Consider the following 14178-nt stretch of genomic DNA (forward strand, 5'->3'; position numbering starts at 1 on the left):
CGGAAGAGTTCACCGAGGCGTGCGGCGGCAGCGGGGTATTTCGCAACAAGCAGGACACCGGACGTGTCCTTGTCGAGCCGGTGCACGAGGACCGGGCGGTGCTGGCCTTCCGACAGGGCCGGCAGCATGCCGTCAATATGGCGCCCCTGCCCCGACCCGCCCTGCACGGCGATGCCGGCGGGCTTGTTGAAGGCAATCATCTCGTCGTCTTCGTAGATGATCAGGTCTTTCAGGAAGTCGCGGTCCTTTTGCGTGGCATTCGCCGCCGGGTCGCGCTGGCGCGGGGCCTCGCCGTCAAGGATGGGCAGGCGCACGGCCATGCCCTCAGACAGGCGCATATTGGCCTTGGCCCGGCCGCCATCGACGCGGACCTGACCGGTGCGCAGCCATTTCTCGACCTGGCCCTGCGTGGCCGGCACGCGGCGCTTGATCCAGCGGTCGAGGCGCGTGCCTTCTTCCTTGTCGGTAACGGTTTCGGTAATGATCTGGCCGCTCATGCGAGCACCTTCCGTGTAATGTAGAGCGCCGCCATCAGCGCGAGGACCGAGACGATGACAGAGACGAGCGCATAGCTGAGCGCGCGCATGTAAGCGCCGGATTCCATCATGATGACGACTTCGCGTGAAAAGGCGGAGAATGTGGTGAATCCGCCGAGCAGGCCGGTGCCGAGGAACATCAGCCATGCGCCTTGCGACGGGCCCTGCCGATGCATCAGCCAGGCCATCAGCACGCCCATCAGGGCGCTGCCGACAATATTGACGAGCAGGGTCGCGCCCGCCGCGCCGCCCAGAGGCATGCGCACGGCGGCAAATCCGACGCTGTGCCGGAGCATGGCGCCGAGGGCGCCGCCTGCTGCTACGAGTAAAAATCCGTTCATGCCGGGCCTTCTACGCCGGACGGCGGCGAATCGCCAGCGGCAATGGCAACGGGCCTTGCACTGGCCTGTTTTCCGGCTCAAATGAGTGCGGCACGCGGGTGTAGCTCAATGGTAGAGCTTTTGCTTCCCAAGCAAGTGACGAGGGTTCGATTCCCTTCACCCGCTCCATTTCCTGACCGGCGCGCAATGTCTTGTTGCTGAAAGACGCGGCGCGCCTATCATGGCGGCAGATGAGCCAGTCAGACGCCGCCCCTGCGATTCCCAAATCCGCGTTTGCCGTGCCGATTTTCCGCCAGATGTGGATTGCAAGCCTGACATCGAATTTCGGTCGGCTGGTCCAGGCGGTCGGCGCGGGCTGGCTGATGACAACCCTGTCCAGCTCGAAACAGGATGTCGCGCTCGTCCAGGCCTCGACGGCCTTGCCGATCATGTTGTTCTCGCTGTGGGCGGGTGCACTGGCCGACAGCCGGGACCGCAGGCTGGTGATGCTCTGGTCGCAGGTCTTCATGATGGTCGCGTCTTTCGCGCTGGCGTATTTTGCCTGGTCCGGCTTGCTGACACCCCTTCGGCTGCTGATGTTCACGTTCCTGATCGGGTGCGGGTCGGCCTTTTACAGCCCGGCCTGGCAGGCCTCGGTCGGCGACATGGTTCCGCGCGCCCTGTTGCCGGGGGCCATCGCGTATAACAGCATGGGCTTCAATGTCGCCCGCAGCGTCGGACCTGCCATTGGCGGGGCCATCGTTGCCATTGCCGGTGCGGCGGCTGCCTTCCTGCTCAATGCTGTCAGCTATCTCGGCCTGATCGTGGTGCTGCTGCGATGGAAACGGCCTGTCGAGGCCCGAACGCTGCCGCGCGAGAATACGTTGAGCGCCATTTCGGCCGGGCTGCGCTATGCTGCGATGTCGCCGCACATACGTATCGTCCTGGCGCGCGTCATCATCCTGGTTCCCGCAGCTACCGCCGTCTCGGCCCTGATGCCGATTATCGCCCTCGACCTGATCGGCGGCGGCGCGGTCATCTTCGGCACCCTGCTCGGCGCCTTCGGAATAGGCGCCATCACAGGCGCCTTCGCGATGAGCCGCCTGCGCAGGTCGCAGACAACCAACCGGATCATCCTGATCGCGACCGTGGCGCTGACAGCGGGAACGGCCATCACGGGCCTGAGCCAGAGCCTGTGGTTTACGCTGCCAGCCCTCTTCCTGACCGGCGCCGGATGGGTGCTGGCCCTGTCGACATTCAACGTGGCCGTGCAGATCGCCGCGCCGCGCTGGGTCGTGGCGCGGAGCGTCGCCGTCTACCAGATGGTCGCCTTTGCCGGCATGGTCGCCGGCAGCTCGACCGTGGGGTGGATCGCGGAATGGGCAGGCGCAGGCCCGGCGCTGTTGATGGCGGCCGCCGTGTTGGGCCTTGGCCTGCTGGCCGCCCTGGCCCTGCCGCTTCCCGGCGCGGACCATCTCGACCTCGATCCGCTCAACCGCTGGCATGAACCCGACATCGCTGTTCCGATCGAGCCCCGGAGCGGCCCCGTCGTGATCTCGATCGAGTACACGCTCGACGAAGACAGGATTCTCACCTTCGCCGCCGTGATGGCTGAACGCCGCCGGATATGCCGACGGGACGGCGCAAGAGGGTGGACCTTGCTGAGGGACCTGTCGGACCCATTGATCTGGACCGAGCGATACCAGTTTCCCACCTGGCTGGACTATGTGCGCAGTACCCAGCGGCGCACGAAGGACGATGCCGCGCTGAGTGTGCGCATCCGGGACCTGGTTTCGAAAGACCATCCGCCCCGGATCAGGCGGCTGATAGAGCGGCATCCCGCCAGCGACATGGGAGTCCAAGGCAAGGTCGTGCAGGAACCGGCGCCCTCGATGACCGACCCGACGCGCGGCAACTGACGCGTCAGGGCAGCCGGGAGACGAGCACGGCGACCATGATGCCGTAGATGGCCATGATCGACACGGTCTTGGCGACGGCGCCGAAGATATAGGGCTTGAGGTCGTCCCATGAGGCCTGTCGGGCAATCTCGGCCACCGCCTCGGCGACTTCCTTGTGCAGGGTCTCGCGATCATGGCCGGCGAGGGAGATGAGCAATTTGTGCGACCGTGGCTGGGGCTGGGACTGGGCTTCTGCCAGCACCTGCTCGAACACGAGCGCCGCAACGGTTTCACGCAGCGCGCGCAGGGGATGCCAGCCATTGCGCAGCAACGCACTGATCACATAGCGCGCGGTCGGGTAGATGACCCAAGCGTCGCGGATCAGGAAGGCGACGAGCGCGGTGCCGACGGAGATGGAAATCGCCTTGTCGCTGAGGCCGTGCGCACGCCAGACGATCCAGAGCGTGGCGAGGATGGACGCCTTCACGCCCGTCGCGATGGCAAAGTGACGGAAGCTCGCCTTCAGGAATTTATGGGCTTCGCGCCGGATTCGGATACGCGCCTCCTGGGCGGCCGCCTCGATCGCCTTGTTCTTGCGGCTGGCGACTTCGCCCGAGAGGAGTTTGCGCGCGAGCGCCGCACCCGCCGTGAGGGCGGAAACAATCAGAATGGCAGGGTGCATGAATTTCCTGTTGGGCCGGCTCATCTATCTCAGAGCAAGCCTAACATGAAACGCTGGGCATGGCGCGCGACACCTGCAGGATCACGCATGAAGGAATAGCCCGCGACCATTGCCAGCGCCGCCACGGTGAGCGGACGCTTTTCAATGATCGACTTTATCGCGTCGAATGGCAGGTCTGCCAGGGCATCAGCGGCCGCATCCTCGATATTGTCCACTTCCTCCGCCGAAGAGCGTTGGGGCTGGAGAAAGAGATAGAGGCAGGCGCAGGCAGCCGACAGCAGCAGCGCGGCCACGGTGAAGCTGGCGCCGACCATGCCCATGATGCTGGCAAGGGCAAGCGTTGAAGCGACTGCAAGCGCGAACACGCCGCCGAGTCCGAAGAGGATCCCGGCGACTGCCGCGAAGAGACGAAGTTTCGTCGTGTCCATTGAGGCTTAGTTCCGGCGCAGCATCGCGAGGACGAGACCGGCGCCGAAAGCGATACCGATGGCGGTCAGCGGGTTTTCGCGGATACGTGTTTCGACGGCATCCTTGGCTTCTTCCACTTCGCTGCCGGCCTTCTTGGCCAGTTCAGCGCCTTTTTCCACACCCTGCTGGGCACGTACGGATGCGAGGCTGCGCATATCCTTGACGACTTCGCGCAGGTCGTCACGCAGGGAGGCAATGTCGCCCTTCAGGGCGTCAACGTCGTCATTGATCTCTGACTTCAGCGCGGTACCGGTAGCGGTCTTGGTGTTCATTCTGAGCTCCTTGTTGTTGGTTATTAGCGTCCAATCAACGACTTGGCGGGCGCTGTGTTCCATACTGACAAAAGGAATTCTCTGGAAATACGCGAAACCCCCTAGTCTTGCGGCTGCGAGGCTTGCGCGAACGGCCAAATCTCCGCGCTTCGCGTGGGCGCTTGCGGCAAGAGATCTGACGTCCGCCACCTTCCCAATGGCCGGGCCCTGAACACCATGCCGTCGAAATCATGCGTCTCGACCGAGATCGCCGCATCGGTCACGTCGAGGCTGTTGAAGGCCGGAAGCGCGTTGCGCAAGCGTGTGGAGAGTGTGCCGGCCGAGATCGCGATATAGTTGCCGGTTGCCTCGCGGATCAGTTCGGCGTGGGGCGTGTGCACATGTCCTGTCAGGAGAACCGAGATATCGCTGGAGGCCAGCATTTCGCTGGCCAGCGCGCCGCGCCGGGTGCGCGTCCTGAGCGGTGCATCTGTCGGCGACCGGAAAGGATGGTGGCAGGCGAGCATGCGGAGCGAGTCAGCGGGTGCATCACGGGAGACAATATCGGCAAGATGATCAAGGCGGACAGACCCTTCCGCCCAGTTGGACCGCGCCTGCCAGCCCCGCGCCGTGTTCAGGCCGTCAATGCTGACATCCCCGACCTGGAGCATGTCGGTGCGGACGGGGAAATAGGAATGGTGGCGTTTGAATGGACGGCGCGCGCGCGACAGCATGTTCAGCAGCGGCGTGTCATGGTTTCCCGGCACGATCAGGGTCGGCCGGGCCAGCGTATCGATCCAGTCGCGGGCGGCCTGGAATTCCCGGTGCTTGCCGCGCTGGGTCATGTCGCCGCTGACCACGATCACGTCAGGATCAATCATGCTTATACGCGACGCGGCCGCCTCGATGGCGCGCGGGTCCTCGGTTCCGAAATGCAGGTCTGCCAGCTGGACAATACGCATCAGGTGGGCCGAGCGCGCAGGACGTTCGCGGCGTGGCGTTTGAGGCTGATAATTGTGCCGCTCGGCATGGTGACGGTTTCGCCATCAATGGTTGCCGCAAATTCCTGGCCATCAAAGTCGGTAATCAACACGGTTCGTGTCTCGTCGATCTCGATGGAATCCGCATCGCGCCAGCCATTCGCCAGGGCGTCCACGGCAATCGCCATCCAGTCGAGTGCCGACTGCGGATGGATTGCGGCGACTTCCAGCCGGGGCGCTGAACCGCCGCCAATCACGACCGCAGCGGCAACCGCATCGAATGTCTGGTTTCCCGACGCGTGCACGGATTCGAGGCGCAGGCGCCGGTCGAGCGTGAGTGCATCCGAATTGACCGCCAGCTGGGCGGCCTTGAGCAACTGCCCGTGCCGGGCCGCCTCGCGCGACTCGGCGAGCGCTGTCACCTGCCCCATCATGGCGGCCACGAAGAACAGGTGTTCCGAGACGCACCCGGCCGAGAACGGTTCTGGCTCCGGTGCGCTCAGCGCGCTGGCTAGTATCTTCTTCCAGTCCATGTCCTCGCCATGCAGCCGCTTGTGGACCAGGTTCATGGTGCCGCCCGGGAGCGCGAGCACGGGCGGGCCGGACGGGCCACTGGCCGACAGGGTGCAGGCCACGGATCCGTCACCGCCCCAGACAATCAAGGCGTCCGGATTGGAAGCAATCGCGGTCTGGACCGCCGTATTCAGTTCGCCGGCACCAACCGGGACAATATCCGCCGACAGGCCGAGCGCCTGCAGCTCTGACCGCAAGGCGTCTTCGGAATTGTTCGGCGTTGAGCCGGATTCGGCGTTTATCAGCGCGTAGAGTTTCAACGGATGTTCCTTCGTGTCGAGATCGGTCAGACGCACGCGCGCCACCAGATCAACGCCGGTAATTGGACGAAGGTTCCGCATGAATTTTTCCGGAACCATTCGGGCGGGGTCCGAGTTGATTGTTCAACGGCGCAGCAAGCCGGACACAGCAACAAGGAGACACATCATGCTCGGTTGGGCACTCGCATTCTTCATTTTCGCCATTATCGCCGCCGCACTTGGTTTCGGTGGCATCGCAGGGGCCTCGGCCGGGATCGCGCAGATCCTGTTCTTCGTCTTCCTGGCCCTCCTGGTCCTGACATTCGTGGTTCGGGCCGTACGGGGAAAGAACGTCGTCTGACATTCCGACGACATATGGATTCGACAAAGGGCGCTGATGCTTCAGCGCCCTTTTTCTGTTCCGGAGATTCTAGTGCGCCGCGACGGGGCCCACCGCAGGATTGGGTTTTTGCAGGACGAACACGATCAGGAATGCCGCCGCAGACGCCATGGCCATCGCCATGAAGAGGTTATTATAGGTCATCACCAGCGCTTCCAACTGGACGCGGTGACCAAGCTCCATCATCGCCGCCCCCTGCGGATCGGCCACGCCCGCCGCCTGAAGTCGCGCCGCCGTCTGGCTGAGCCATGCCTGGACCTCCGGGCGCGCGATGCTCATCCCCGCAGAGAGTTCCTGCTGGTGGAGCGAATTATAGTGCAGCATCAGCGTGTTCAGGAAGGCGATGCCGACAGCGCCGCCAAGGTTGCGGCAAACCGTGAACAGGCCTGACGCATTCGCCACCCGCAGCGGCGGCAGCGTACCGAGGGCGAGGTTGGTGGTCGGCACCATTGTCATGATCAGGCCGACGCCGCGAATGGCCTGCGGCCAGAACAATTCGTTGAAACTCGATTCCTGCGTCATCTGTGCATTTCCGGCGACGCCAATCGTGATCATGATCAGCCCCGTGCCGAGGATCAGGCGCGGATCAAACCGCCGCGTCAGTGCACCGGCAATCGGTCCGCCGAAAAACATGGCCATGCCGGACACGCCCATGACCTGCCCGATCTGCAGCGCGGAATAGCCCTGGACCTGGCCGAGGAAGAGCGGCAACGCGTAGACCGACCCATACAGGACGAACCCGACAACGGCCCCGACGATTGCGCCGGAGGCAAAGTTCCGGTCGCGGAACACGGTGAGATCGACAATCGGGTGTTCCACGCGAAAGGCGCGATAGAAGAAAATACAGGTGGCAATGATGCAGTAGAACGTCCAGCGGACGATCACGCCGCTCTGCGACCAGCCCTCTGCGGGACCTTCTTCGACGATCCATTCAAAGGCGCCCAGCATCACCGCCATGCTCGCCAGCCCCATCAGGTCGATGCGGCGCAGCAGGTTCGCCTCGCCTTTCTGGCGCGGAATGAACCGCCACACGAGCACGACCGCAACAATTCCGGGAATGACGTTGAGCAGGAACAGAAAGTGCCAGCTCATGTGCCCGGTGATCCAGCCACCCAGCGTCGGCCCGATGGATGGCGCGAGCGTGGCGACCATACCGATCATCACCTGTTGTGTCATTGACCGGCCACCGGGGAACAGCGTGAAAGCCGCCGCCATGGTCGACGGCACCATGGCGGCGCCGACAAAGCCCTGGATGCACCGGAAGAAGACAAGGGAATCCAAATCCCACGACATGGCGCACAGAACGCTGGACACGGTGAAGGCCGCAGCCGACATCATGAACAGACGCCGCAGGCCAAAGACGCGGTTGAGGAAACCCGAAAGCGGGATACCGACAACTTCGGCGATCAGGTAGCCGGTCTGCACCCAGGCAATTTCATCGCTGCTGGCCGAGACCCCTGCCTGGATCTGACGGATGGAACTGGCGACGATTTGCACGTCGAGGATCGACATGAACATGCCGATGACCATGGCAAAAAAGCCGATGTGAAGGGTGATCGGAATCTTGTCGCCGTCCGCCGGAACGGTGGCGTCACCCGTGCCCGTCGGGGCCGAACTGCTCATCTCACGACTTTGCCGGCTTGACGGTGACGACCGCCTCGACCGACAGGCCGGGACGCATCAGGCCGGTATCGAGCGCGGCCTTCGAGATGGCGACGCGCACGGGTACGCGCTGGACAATCTTGGTAAAATTGCCGGTGGCAGTATCCTGCGGGATCAGGCTGAACTGTGCGCCGGAGGCTGGCGCGAGCGAGTCCACAATGCCTTCGACCCTGAGATCGGGATAGGCATCGACATGCAGCGCGACCTTCTGGCCGGGCCGCATCTTCTCGACCTGCGTCTCCTTGAAATTGGCAATGACATAGGCCTGGTCCACCGGCACGATGGACAGCGCCTGCTGGCCCGGGCTGAGCAATTGTCCTTCCGATACGACACGGTTGGCGACGACGCCGGAAATCGGTGCACGGATTTCGGTGCGGCCCGCTTCCAGCTGCGCTGCCGTCACGCGGGCGCGCGCAGCTTCGACCTGCGCGTCTGCACCTGCGACGGCTGCTTCGGCGGCAATAATGTCCTGACGGGCCCGCGCAAGACCGGCCTCGGCAACATGCAGCTGGCTCTTCTGGGTCGTGACCGCAGCGGAAGCGCGGTTCGCTTCGGCACCTGCGGCATCGGACTCGGCCTGCGCTGTTTCGAGACGGGCGGCGGGATAGTGGCCTTTGCCGGCAAGCTCTGTGTAGCGTGTGAGATCGTCGGTCGCGAGTTTCTCGTTTGCCTGCACGGACTGAACCGTCGCGCGGGTCTCGGCGAGCCGATCCGTCTGGGCCGCGATCTCGGCCAGGGCAGACGCTTCGAGCGAGCGCCTGGACGCAACTTCGGCGCGCGCCTGCGCGGCCTGCGCCCCGGCCTGTGACAGGGCGGCTTTGGCTTCCGACAGGCGGGCGGCGTAATCTGCGCCCTCTATCACGACCAAAAGGTCACCCGCCTTCACGGCCTGATTGTCCTTTACCGCGACGGTCTCGACATAGCCCTGGATCTTGGAGGAAACCGTGGTGATGTCAGCCCGGATATAGGCATTGTCGGTGGTCACTTCGAAACGGCCCGTTGTCCACCAGCCGACGCCTTTCCAGACGGCAAACAGCGCCGCAATCCCCGCAAGGGCGTAGATGGCGTAACGCCGGTAACTGACGGGCGGCGCAGCGACCGCAGCGTCAGCATCATTGCTGGCTGCCGGCACATCGCCCTTCTCGGCTTCCTTCACCGGCTCGACGACTTTCGGAACGGACGGAAATGGCTTGAGCGCCATCTGAATACCTCATCACAGGGTTGCCGCGTTGGAACTTTGGCGAGTGTAATATTGATTACACTCGAAAAATATGTAATGTCAATTACGGTTTCTAGTGGCAGTCTTGAAATCAGGCAGAGAAAGGACCCAAACAGGCATGGACACCGCTGGCACGATGGATACGCGAAACACTGAACCGGTCAGCCGCGGCGACAAACGACGCGCAGCCTTTATTGCGGCAGCGCGCGAGGTGTTTCTCGAGCAGGGATATGAAGCCGCCAGCATGTCGGACATCGTTCAGCGCGCCGGTGGATCACTGTCGACACTGTATTCACAATTCGGCGACAAGCAGGGCCTGTTCCTGGCCATGCTCGACGAGCGCATCCGCCAGATCACAGCCAGCATGGGGGTTGAATTGTCGGCCCATGCGCCGGTCGCAGACGGCCTGCGCCGGATTGGACAGCAATTCACCAGCAAGCTGCTCGAGCCCGAATCGCTTGAAATGTATCGGCTGATTCTTGGGCTTGCCCGGAAATTCCCCGAGATTCCAAGGGAATTCGTGCGGCGCGGATCCGACCGTGTGCGCCAGGCACTCGCCGACTACCTGATCGATCGTGTCGACGCCGGAGAAATCCATCTCGACGACCCTCACAGGGCCGCCAGCCTGTTCCTGGAAATGAGCCGCGCCGGCCTGGTGAACCGCGCGCTTATGGACGACGACGTTCGCCCGGGCCCGGAAGAAATCAAGGCCTCGGTCGACATGGTCGTCGACATGTTCCTGCATGGTGCCGTCCGATACCAGCCCAAGCCTGACGAGGCATCCAGCCAGGCAGATTGAAACTTTTCAGCGCAGGATTATTTTTGGGAACACGATAACGACAAGTGCGTTGGGTCTGCAGGTTAATTGCAAGGAGACTGACAATGAAAAACGCACTCAAAACGGCTGGTGCCATCGGCGCTGCTGCCATGGTCCTGTTCCTCTCGGCCTGTAACACTGTCGAAGGTGCCGGCCAGGACATCGAAGCGGCTGGTGACAAGATCGAAGAAACGGCTGACGCCAACAAGCCTGAATAGGCTGGGCTATCTGGCCTGAAATGCAAAAGCGCGCTGGTCCTGCCAGCGCGCTTTTTTCTGTTCGGCGGTTCAGAACTTCCGCTCTAGCCAGGACAGGATGTAACCGTTGAGAATGTCCGGGTATTCCTGCTGGACCCAATGGCTCGCATTCTTGATCATGTGCATTTCGAGATCGCTGCACCGCTCCGGCATGTCTGCTGCGAACTCCGGCCGCAGGCCCGGATCAAGTTCAGCTGTCAGCATGAGGCATGGCAGGTCAATCGGCACGACACCGACATCCGGATGCGCAGCCGCATTGGCATCGATATTCCGATACCAGTTGATACCGCCCCGATAGCCGGTTTTCGAATAGGCTTCGACATAGTGCTCGAACGTCGCGTCATCGAGCAGCGGCTTGCCCAGCCCGTCCGGTGATGAGGGGTCGAGGAACGGGTTCGCATGCAGTTTGCCATCGGCAAACGCATGCTTGTAGAGGTCCGCCAGCGGCGCGCCGCCCCGCATGATTTTCGCCACGATTGAACGGGCGTGCGGGTCCATGACTGTCTCGGCGAGATCGGGGATCTGGAACCAGGAGACGTATTGGCGCTCGACATCACCATCCACCGCAGCGGTGTGTATCGCCACACTCGGCATGGGCATGTAGGGGGTGCAAACACCCACCATTCCCGCGACCCGGTCAGGATGCAGAACCGGCATCGCCCAGGCAATGAAACCGCCCCAGTCATGGCCGACAAAGACCGCTTTTTCGATACCCAGCGCATCCAGCAGGGCGACAAGATCGCCCGTCAGTTCAGACATGCTGTAAGCCTCGACCGGATGCGGGCATGAACTGTCGCCATAGCCGCGCATGTCGGGCGCGATGACATGATATCCCGCGTCAGCCACAACAGACAGCTGGTGTTGCCAGCCGATCGCAAGATCAGGAAAGCCATGCACGAAGACAACAGCCGGCCCGCTGCCCGCCTGAAGTGTCGAGAGATGAAAATCCGGATCCCCGGCGCGGCCGGGAAGCTTGATATCGCTCCGCGTGACGGTCGGATTCACGAAACGAGTCCTGTCTCGTAAGCCTGATTGAGGTTGGCAGCCGCTTGCGGCCCACGGATGAGTTTGCCCGGCAGGTTTCCGGTTGGCGCGCCGTCCCGGTAGATCACCTGACCACTGCACAGGGTCGCGTGATACCCGGTGATCTTCTGCAGGAAGCGCTTGCCCTCTGCGGGAAGATCATACGTCATTTTCGGCTCGTGGATTTCAAGGTTGTCGAAATCAATGACATTGATGTCGGCCTTCATACCAACGGCAATGACGCCGCGATCATTCAGTCCGTAGCACTCCGCCGTGCGGCGGGTCTGGTTTTCCACCAGTTCCTCGATCGGAATACGCGCGCCCCGCGTGCGGTCGCGCGCCCAGTGCGTCAGCAGGAATGTGGGAATGCTGGCATCACTGATCAGGCCGCAATGCGCGCCACCATCAGCCAGACCATAAATGCTGTTCGGGTGGCGCATCAGTTCGGATGTCGCATCGAGATTGCGATCCACATATCCCAACATGGGCAGGTAGATCAGGTTCCCGGTCTCGGACGTCATGATGTCGTACAGAAGTTCCTGCGGGGTGCAGCCCTTCTTTTCGGCACGGGCGGCGATGCTCTCTTCGGGCGCCGGCTCGTAATTCGGCTTTTCCCCGAGTGGAAACATCTGTTCGAACCCGACGGTGAACATCGCGAGCAATCCATCCGCTTTCGAGAAGTCCGGCGCATCGTTCAGGATCGACTCGCGAACTTCAGGTGTGCGAAGGGCCGCGCGGCGTTCGTCGACCGACAGGCCATGCAGGGCGACAAAGCCGGGGTGCAGCAGGAAGGGATGAACGCTGCTTTCGAAACCGAGCAGCAGGCCCACGGGCCGCGGCGCGATCATGGGCGTCAGTTGCCCGCCCTCTGCGGCGTCTTCCTCGGCGGCCTGCAACAGGCGCCGCCACTGGTCGGGGTCGCCTGCGCTCTGGACCATGCTGAACAGGACACGTTTATTGACTTCCCGGCTCAGCGCCTTCATCCAGCCGATCTCGTATTCCTCGGGGACGTAGTCGCCGGCAAGCTGGAATACGCCATGCCCGACTTGGCCGAGCGTGCGGCCGATTTCAAAAAGCTCATCAGAGGCCGCGTACGTGCCGGGAACCACCTGGCCGTCCTTGGCCCGGTGCAGTGTCGTGCGCGAGGTCGAGAAACCGAGCGCGCCAGCCTCAAGGCCTTCCTTGACGATGTCTGCCATCTTCTGGATGTCATCGAGGCCTGCTTCTTTTACATTGGCATCCTCGCCCATCACATAGGCGCGCACGGCGCCGTGGGGGACTTGCGTGCCGATGTCGATGGCGAAGGACCGGCGCTCGAGCGCATCCATGTATTCGGGGAATGTTTCCCATTCCCAGCTGATCCCTTCAGCAAGGGCGGCACCGGGAATATCTTCGACACCTTCCATCAGCTGGATCAGGAAGTCGTGCTGGTCCGGGCGCACAGGCGCGAACCCGACACCGCAATTGCCGACGACAACAGTGGTGGTTCCGCTCCAGCCTGCAGGCGTCACATAAGGATCCCATGTCAGCTGGCCATCATAGTGCGCGTGGATATCCACCCAACCCGGAGTCACCAGCAATCCCGTGGCATCGATTTCTTCGCGCGCCGGGCCCAGATTGTCGCCGATGGCAGAAATCACACTGCCATTGATGGCGACGTCCGCCTTGATCGCGGGTGCGCCGGTGCCGTCAATCACGGTGCCGCCGCGGATAATCAGATCGTGCATGGGGATTCCTGTCCTGTTTGGTCGGGTGCGCGCTTGCTTCCGAACAAATAGAACCAGACCTCGTGACAGCTGTCAATTTAATAGAAGGCCGACCGCCTCAACGCGGCAACATGCCATCGAGCAGTATACCGACAATCATTTCAGCCTGCTCCCGGACGCTTGCAGCCTTCGCCGAGCCGGCGTCTTCATTCAGGCGGGCGGCCAGGTCGGGGAAGGCAAACATGCTGCCGGCGCCATGGTTGATCAGGAAATAGAGCAGGCCCGGCGGGGGCTTCCGGATCCGACCCTGGGCTGCCAGGCTATCGAGCCAGGACTCGGTAAAAGCGTCGGCCGGTTTGATAAAGCGGGTGAAGAGATAATCGAAGCGCGGACCGGGATGACTGGCTTCCTGGTTAATGATCTGCAGCAGAGCGGGCTGAAGCGCGCCGAGTTCCAGAATGCGGACCAGCAAGCCCCGCAGGATAACCAGTTCATCATCGCCGAGCGCCTTGCCCTCGCGGACGATCTCCTCGTCCAGCTTGCCAAAGCCGTAGTCGACGGCAGCATACCAGAGACTGGATTTGGAGCCGAAGCGCTGGGGGATCAGGTTGTGACTGATATTGAGCCGGCGCGCGACATCGCGGACCGAGGTGCCGTCGAAACCGTTTTCACCGAACGCGCGCAGAACGGCGTCAAGCAGTACGTCATCCGACACGACGTCAGCGTCATCCTGGCCGGGACGGCCTCTTGGTCGTGTCGTCATGGATCTTGCGCCTTCAGTCATCGTCACAATCGGCCAATACTATGCCGGGACACGGGCCATACCAAATTCCCTGAACGCCAGACACAAAAAAACCCGCCTCACGGATGAGACGGGTTTTCTGTATTTGGGTGCGGGAACAGGATTTGAACCTGTGACCTTCAGGTTATGAGCCTGACGAGCTACCGGACTGCTCCATCCCGCGTCAACTGTATGAGCATTTAAGGCGCTGGGCCCTGAAATGCAAATCCGGCCCGCCATTTCCAGGCTGAGGCCGGACAAGAGCCGTGTGGACCGAGGTCCGTCACGGCAGGCCATCGCGAGATGGCCCTTCGAAGTAAAGGAAAGATTTGTGTCTGCAAGAGGCATTATACTTACTGATTTCTG

16 protein-coding genes and 2 tRNA genes are annotated in these 14178 nt (G+C 62.4%); 5 read left to right on the forward strand and 13 right to left on the reverse strand.

Features of this window, described 5'->3' with window-relative positions; genetic code table 11:
* Together AADA04_RS08685 and AADA04_RS08690 are read right to left on the reverse strand one after the other, a co-directional pair.
* Positions 1-497: pseudouridine synthase (locus AADA04_RS08685; RefSeq protein WP_340692864.1), on the reverse strand; the 497-nt coding region annotated here is incomplete at its 3' end.
* Positions 494-877: a CrcB family protein gene (locus AADA04_RS08690; protein ID WP_340692865.1), complete on the reverse strand. Its 384-nt coding sequence runs from the start codon at positions 875-877 to the stop codon at positions 494-496. The genes AADA04_RS08685 and AADA04_RS08690, both read right to left, overlap by 4 nt.
* Positions 878-971: 94 nt before the next feature.
* Between AADA04_RS08690 and AADA04_RS08695 the strand changes: the two genes are divergently transcribed.
* Positions 972-1045 (forward strand) — tRNA-Gly (locus AADA04_RS08695).
* A 62-nt stretch (positions 1046-1107) separates the two neighbouring features.
* Entirely contained in the window at positions 1108-2775 is a 1668-nt protein-coding gene (locus AADA04_RS08700) for an MFS transporter (protein WP_340692866.1), read from the forward strand.
* A gap of 4 nt (positions 2776-2779) precedes the next feature.
* Here the strand turns inward: AADA04_RS08700 and AADA04_RS08705 are convergent, their stop codons facing one another.
* From AADA04_RS08705 to AADA04_RS08725, 5 genes are all read right to left on the reverse strand, one after another.
* Positions 2780-3436, reverse strand: a complete 657-nt coding sequence (locus AADA04_RS08705; protein WP_340692867.1) for a hypothetical protein — start codon at positions 3434-3436, stop codon at positions 2780-2782.
* 29 nt (positions 3437-3465) lie between these two features.
* A complete protein-coding gene (locus AADA04_RS08710) occupies positions 3466-3864 on the reverse strand; it encodes a hypothetical protein (protein ID WP_340692868.1) in 399 nt (132 codons plus the stop codon).
* Between the two features lie 6 nt (positions 3865-3870).
* Positions 3871-4176, reverse strand: coding sequence for a hypothetical protein (locus AADA04_RS08715; protein ID WP_340692869.1), 306 nt, complete (start codon positions 4174-4176; stop codon positions 3871-3873).
* Between the two features lie 101 nt (positions 4177-4277).
* Positions 4278-5117 (reverse strand): metallophosphoesterase, encoded by an 840-nt coding sequence (locus AADA04_RS08720; protein WP_340692870.1) that lies wholly within the window; start codon positions 5115-5117, stop codon positions 4278-4280.
* On the reverse strand, positions 5117-6049 hold the full coding sequence (locus AADA04_RS08725) for a diacylglycerol kinase family protein (RefSeq protein WP_340692871.1): 933 nt from the start codon (positions 6047-6049) through the stop codon (positions 5117-5119). The genes AADA04_RS08720 and AADA04_RS08725 overlap by 1 nt, the downstream gene beginning before the upstream one ends.
* Before the next feature lie 85 nt (positions 6050-6134).
* Between AADA04_RS08725 and AADA04_RS08730 the strand changes: the two genes are divergently transcribed.
* Complete coding sequence (locus AADA04_RS08730) at positions 6135-6308, forward strand: DUF1328 domain-containing protein (RefSeq protein ID WP_340692872.1); 174 nt, start codon at positions 6135-6137, stop codon at positions 6306-6308.
* A 69-nt stretch (positions 6309-6377) separates the two neighbouring features.
* Here AADA04_RS08730 and AADA04_RS08735 read toward each other — a convergent pair whose 3' ends face one another.
* Positions 6378-7970, reverse strand: coding sequence for a DHA2 family efflux MFS transporter permease subunit (locus tag AADA04_RS08735; protein ID WP_340692873.1), 1593 nt, complete (start codon positions 7968-7970; stop codon positions 6378-6380).
* Between the two features lies 1 nt (position 7971).
* On the reverse strand, positions 7972-9210 hold the full coding sequence (locus tag AADA04_RS08740) for an HlyD family secretion protein (RefSeq protein ID WP_340692874.1): 1239 nt from the start codon (positions 9208-9210) through the stop codon (positions 7972-7974).
* A 136-nt stretch (positions 9211-9346) separates the two neighbouring features.
* Here AADA04_RS08740 and AADA04_RS08745 point away from each other — a divergent pair, with 136 nt between their 5' ends.
* Together AADA04_RS08745 and AADA04_RS08750 are read left to right on the forward strand one after the other, a co-directional pair.
* Positions 9347-10027, forward strand: coding sequence for a TetR/AcrR family transcriptional regulator (locus tag AADA04_RS08745; RefSeq protein WP_340692875.1), 681 nt, complete (start codon positions 9347-9349; stop codon positions 10025-10027).
* Positions 10028-10110: 83 nt separating this feature from the next.
* The gene (locus tag AADA04_RS08750) at positions 10111-10263 is read left to right on the forward strand and encodes an entericidin A/B family lipoprotein (protein ID WP_340692876.1); all 153 of its coding nucleotides are present in this window, start codon (positions 10111-10113) and stop codon (positions 10261-10263) included.
* Positions 10264-10332: 69 nt separating this feature from the next.
* On the opposite strand, the gene AADA04_RS08755 is transcribed toward AADA04_RS08750, so the two are convergent.
* The 4 genes from AADA04_RS08755 to AADA04_RS08770 all read right to left on the reverse strand — a co-directional run bounded on the left by AADA04_RS08755 (position 10333) and on the right by AADA04_RS08770 (position 13996).
* Positions 10333-11307 (reverse strand): alpha/beta hydrolase, encoded by a 975-nt coding sequence (locus AADA04_RS08755; RefSeq protein ID WP_340692877.1) that lies wholly within the window; start codon positions 11305-11307, stop codon positions 10333-10335.
* Positions 11304-13052: an amidohydrolase family protein gene (locus tag AADA04_RS08760; protein ID WP_340692878.1), complete on the reverse strand. Its 1749-nt coding sequence runs from the start codon at positions 13050-13052 to the stop codon at positions 11304-11306. Before AADA04_RS08760 ends, AADA04_RS08755 begins: the two co-directional genes overlap by 4 nt.
* A 97-nt stretch (positions 13053-13149) precedes the next feature.
* Positions 13150-13794, reverse strand: coding sequence for a TetR/AcrR family transcriptional regulator (locus tag AADA04_RS08765; RefSeq protein WP_340692879.1), 645 nt, complete (start codon positions 13792-13794; stop codon positions 13150-13152).
* A gap of 125 nt (positions 13795-13919) precedes the next feature.
* Positions 13920-13996 (reverse strand) — tRNA-Met (locus AADA04_RS08770).
* Positions 13997-14178: the final 182 nt, after the last annotated feature.

It is taken from the genome of Hyphomonas sp. (assembly GCF_037969335.1).
Taxonomy (GTDB): domain Bacteria; phylum Pseudomonadota; class Alphaproteobacteria; order Caulobacterales; family Hyphomonadaceae; genus Hyphomonas.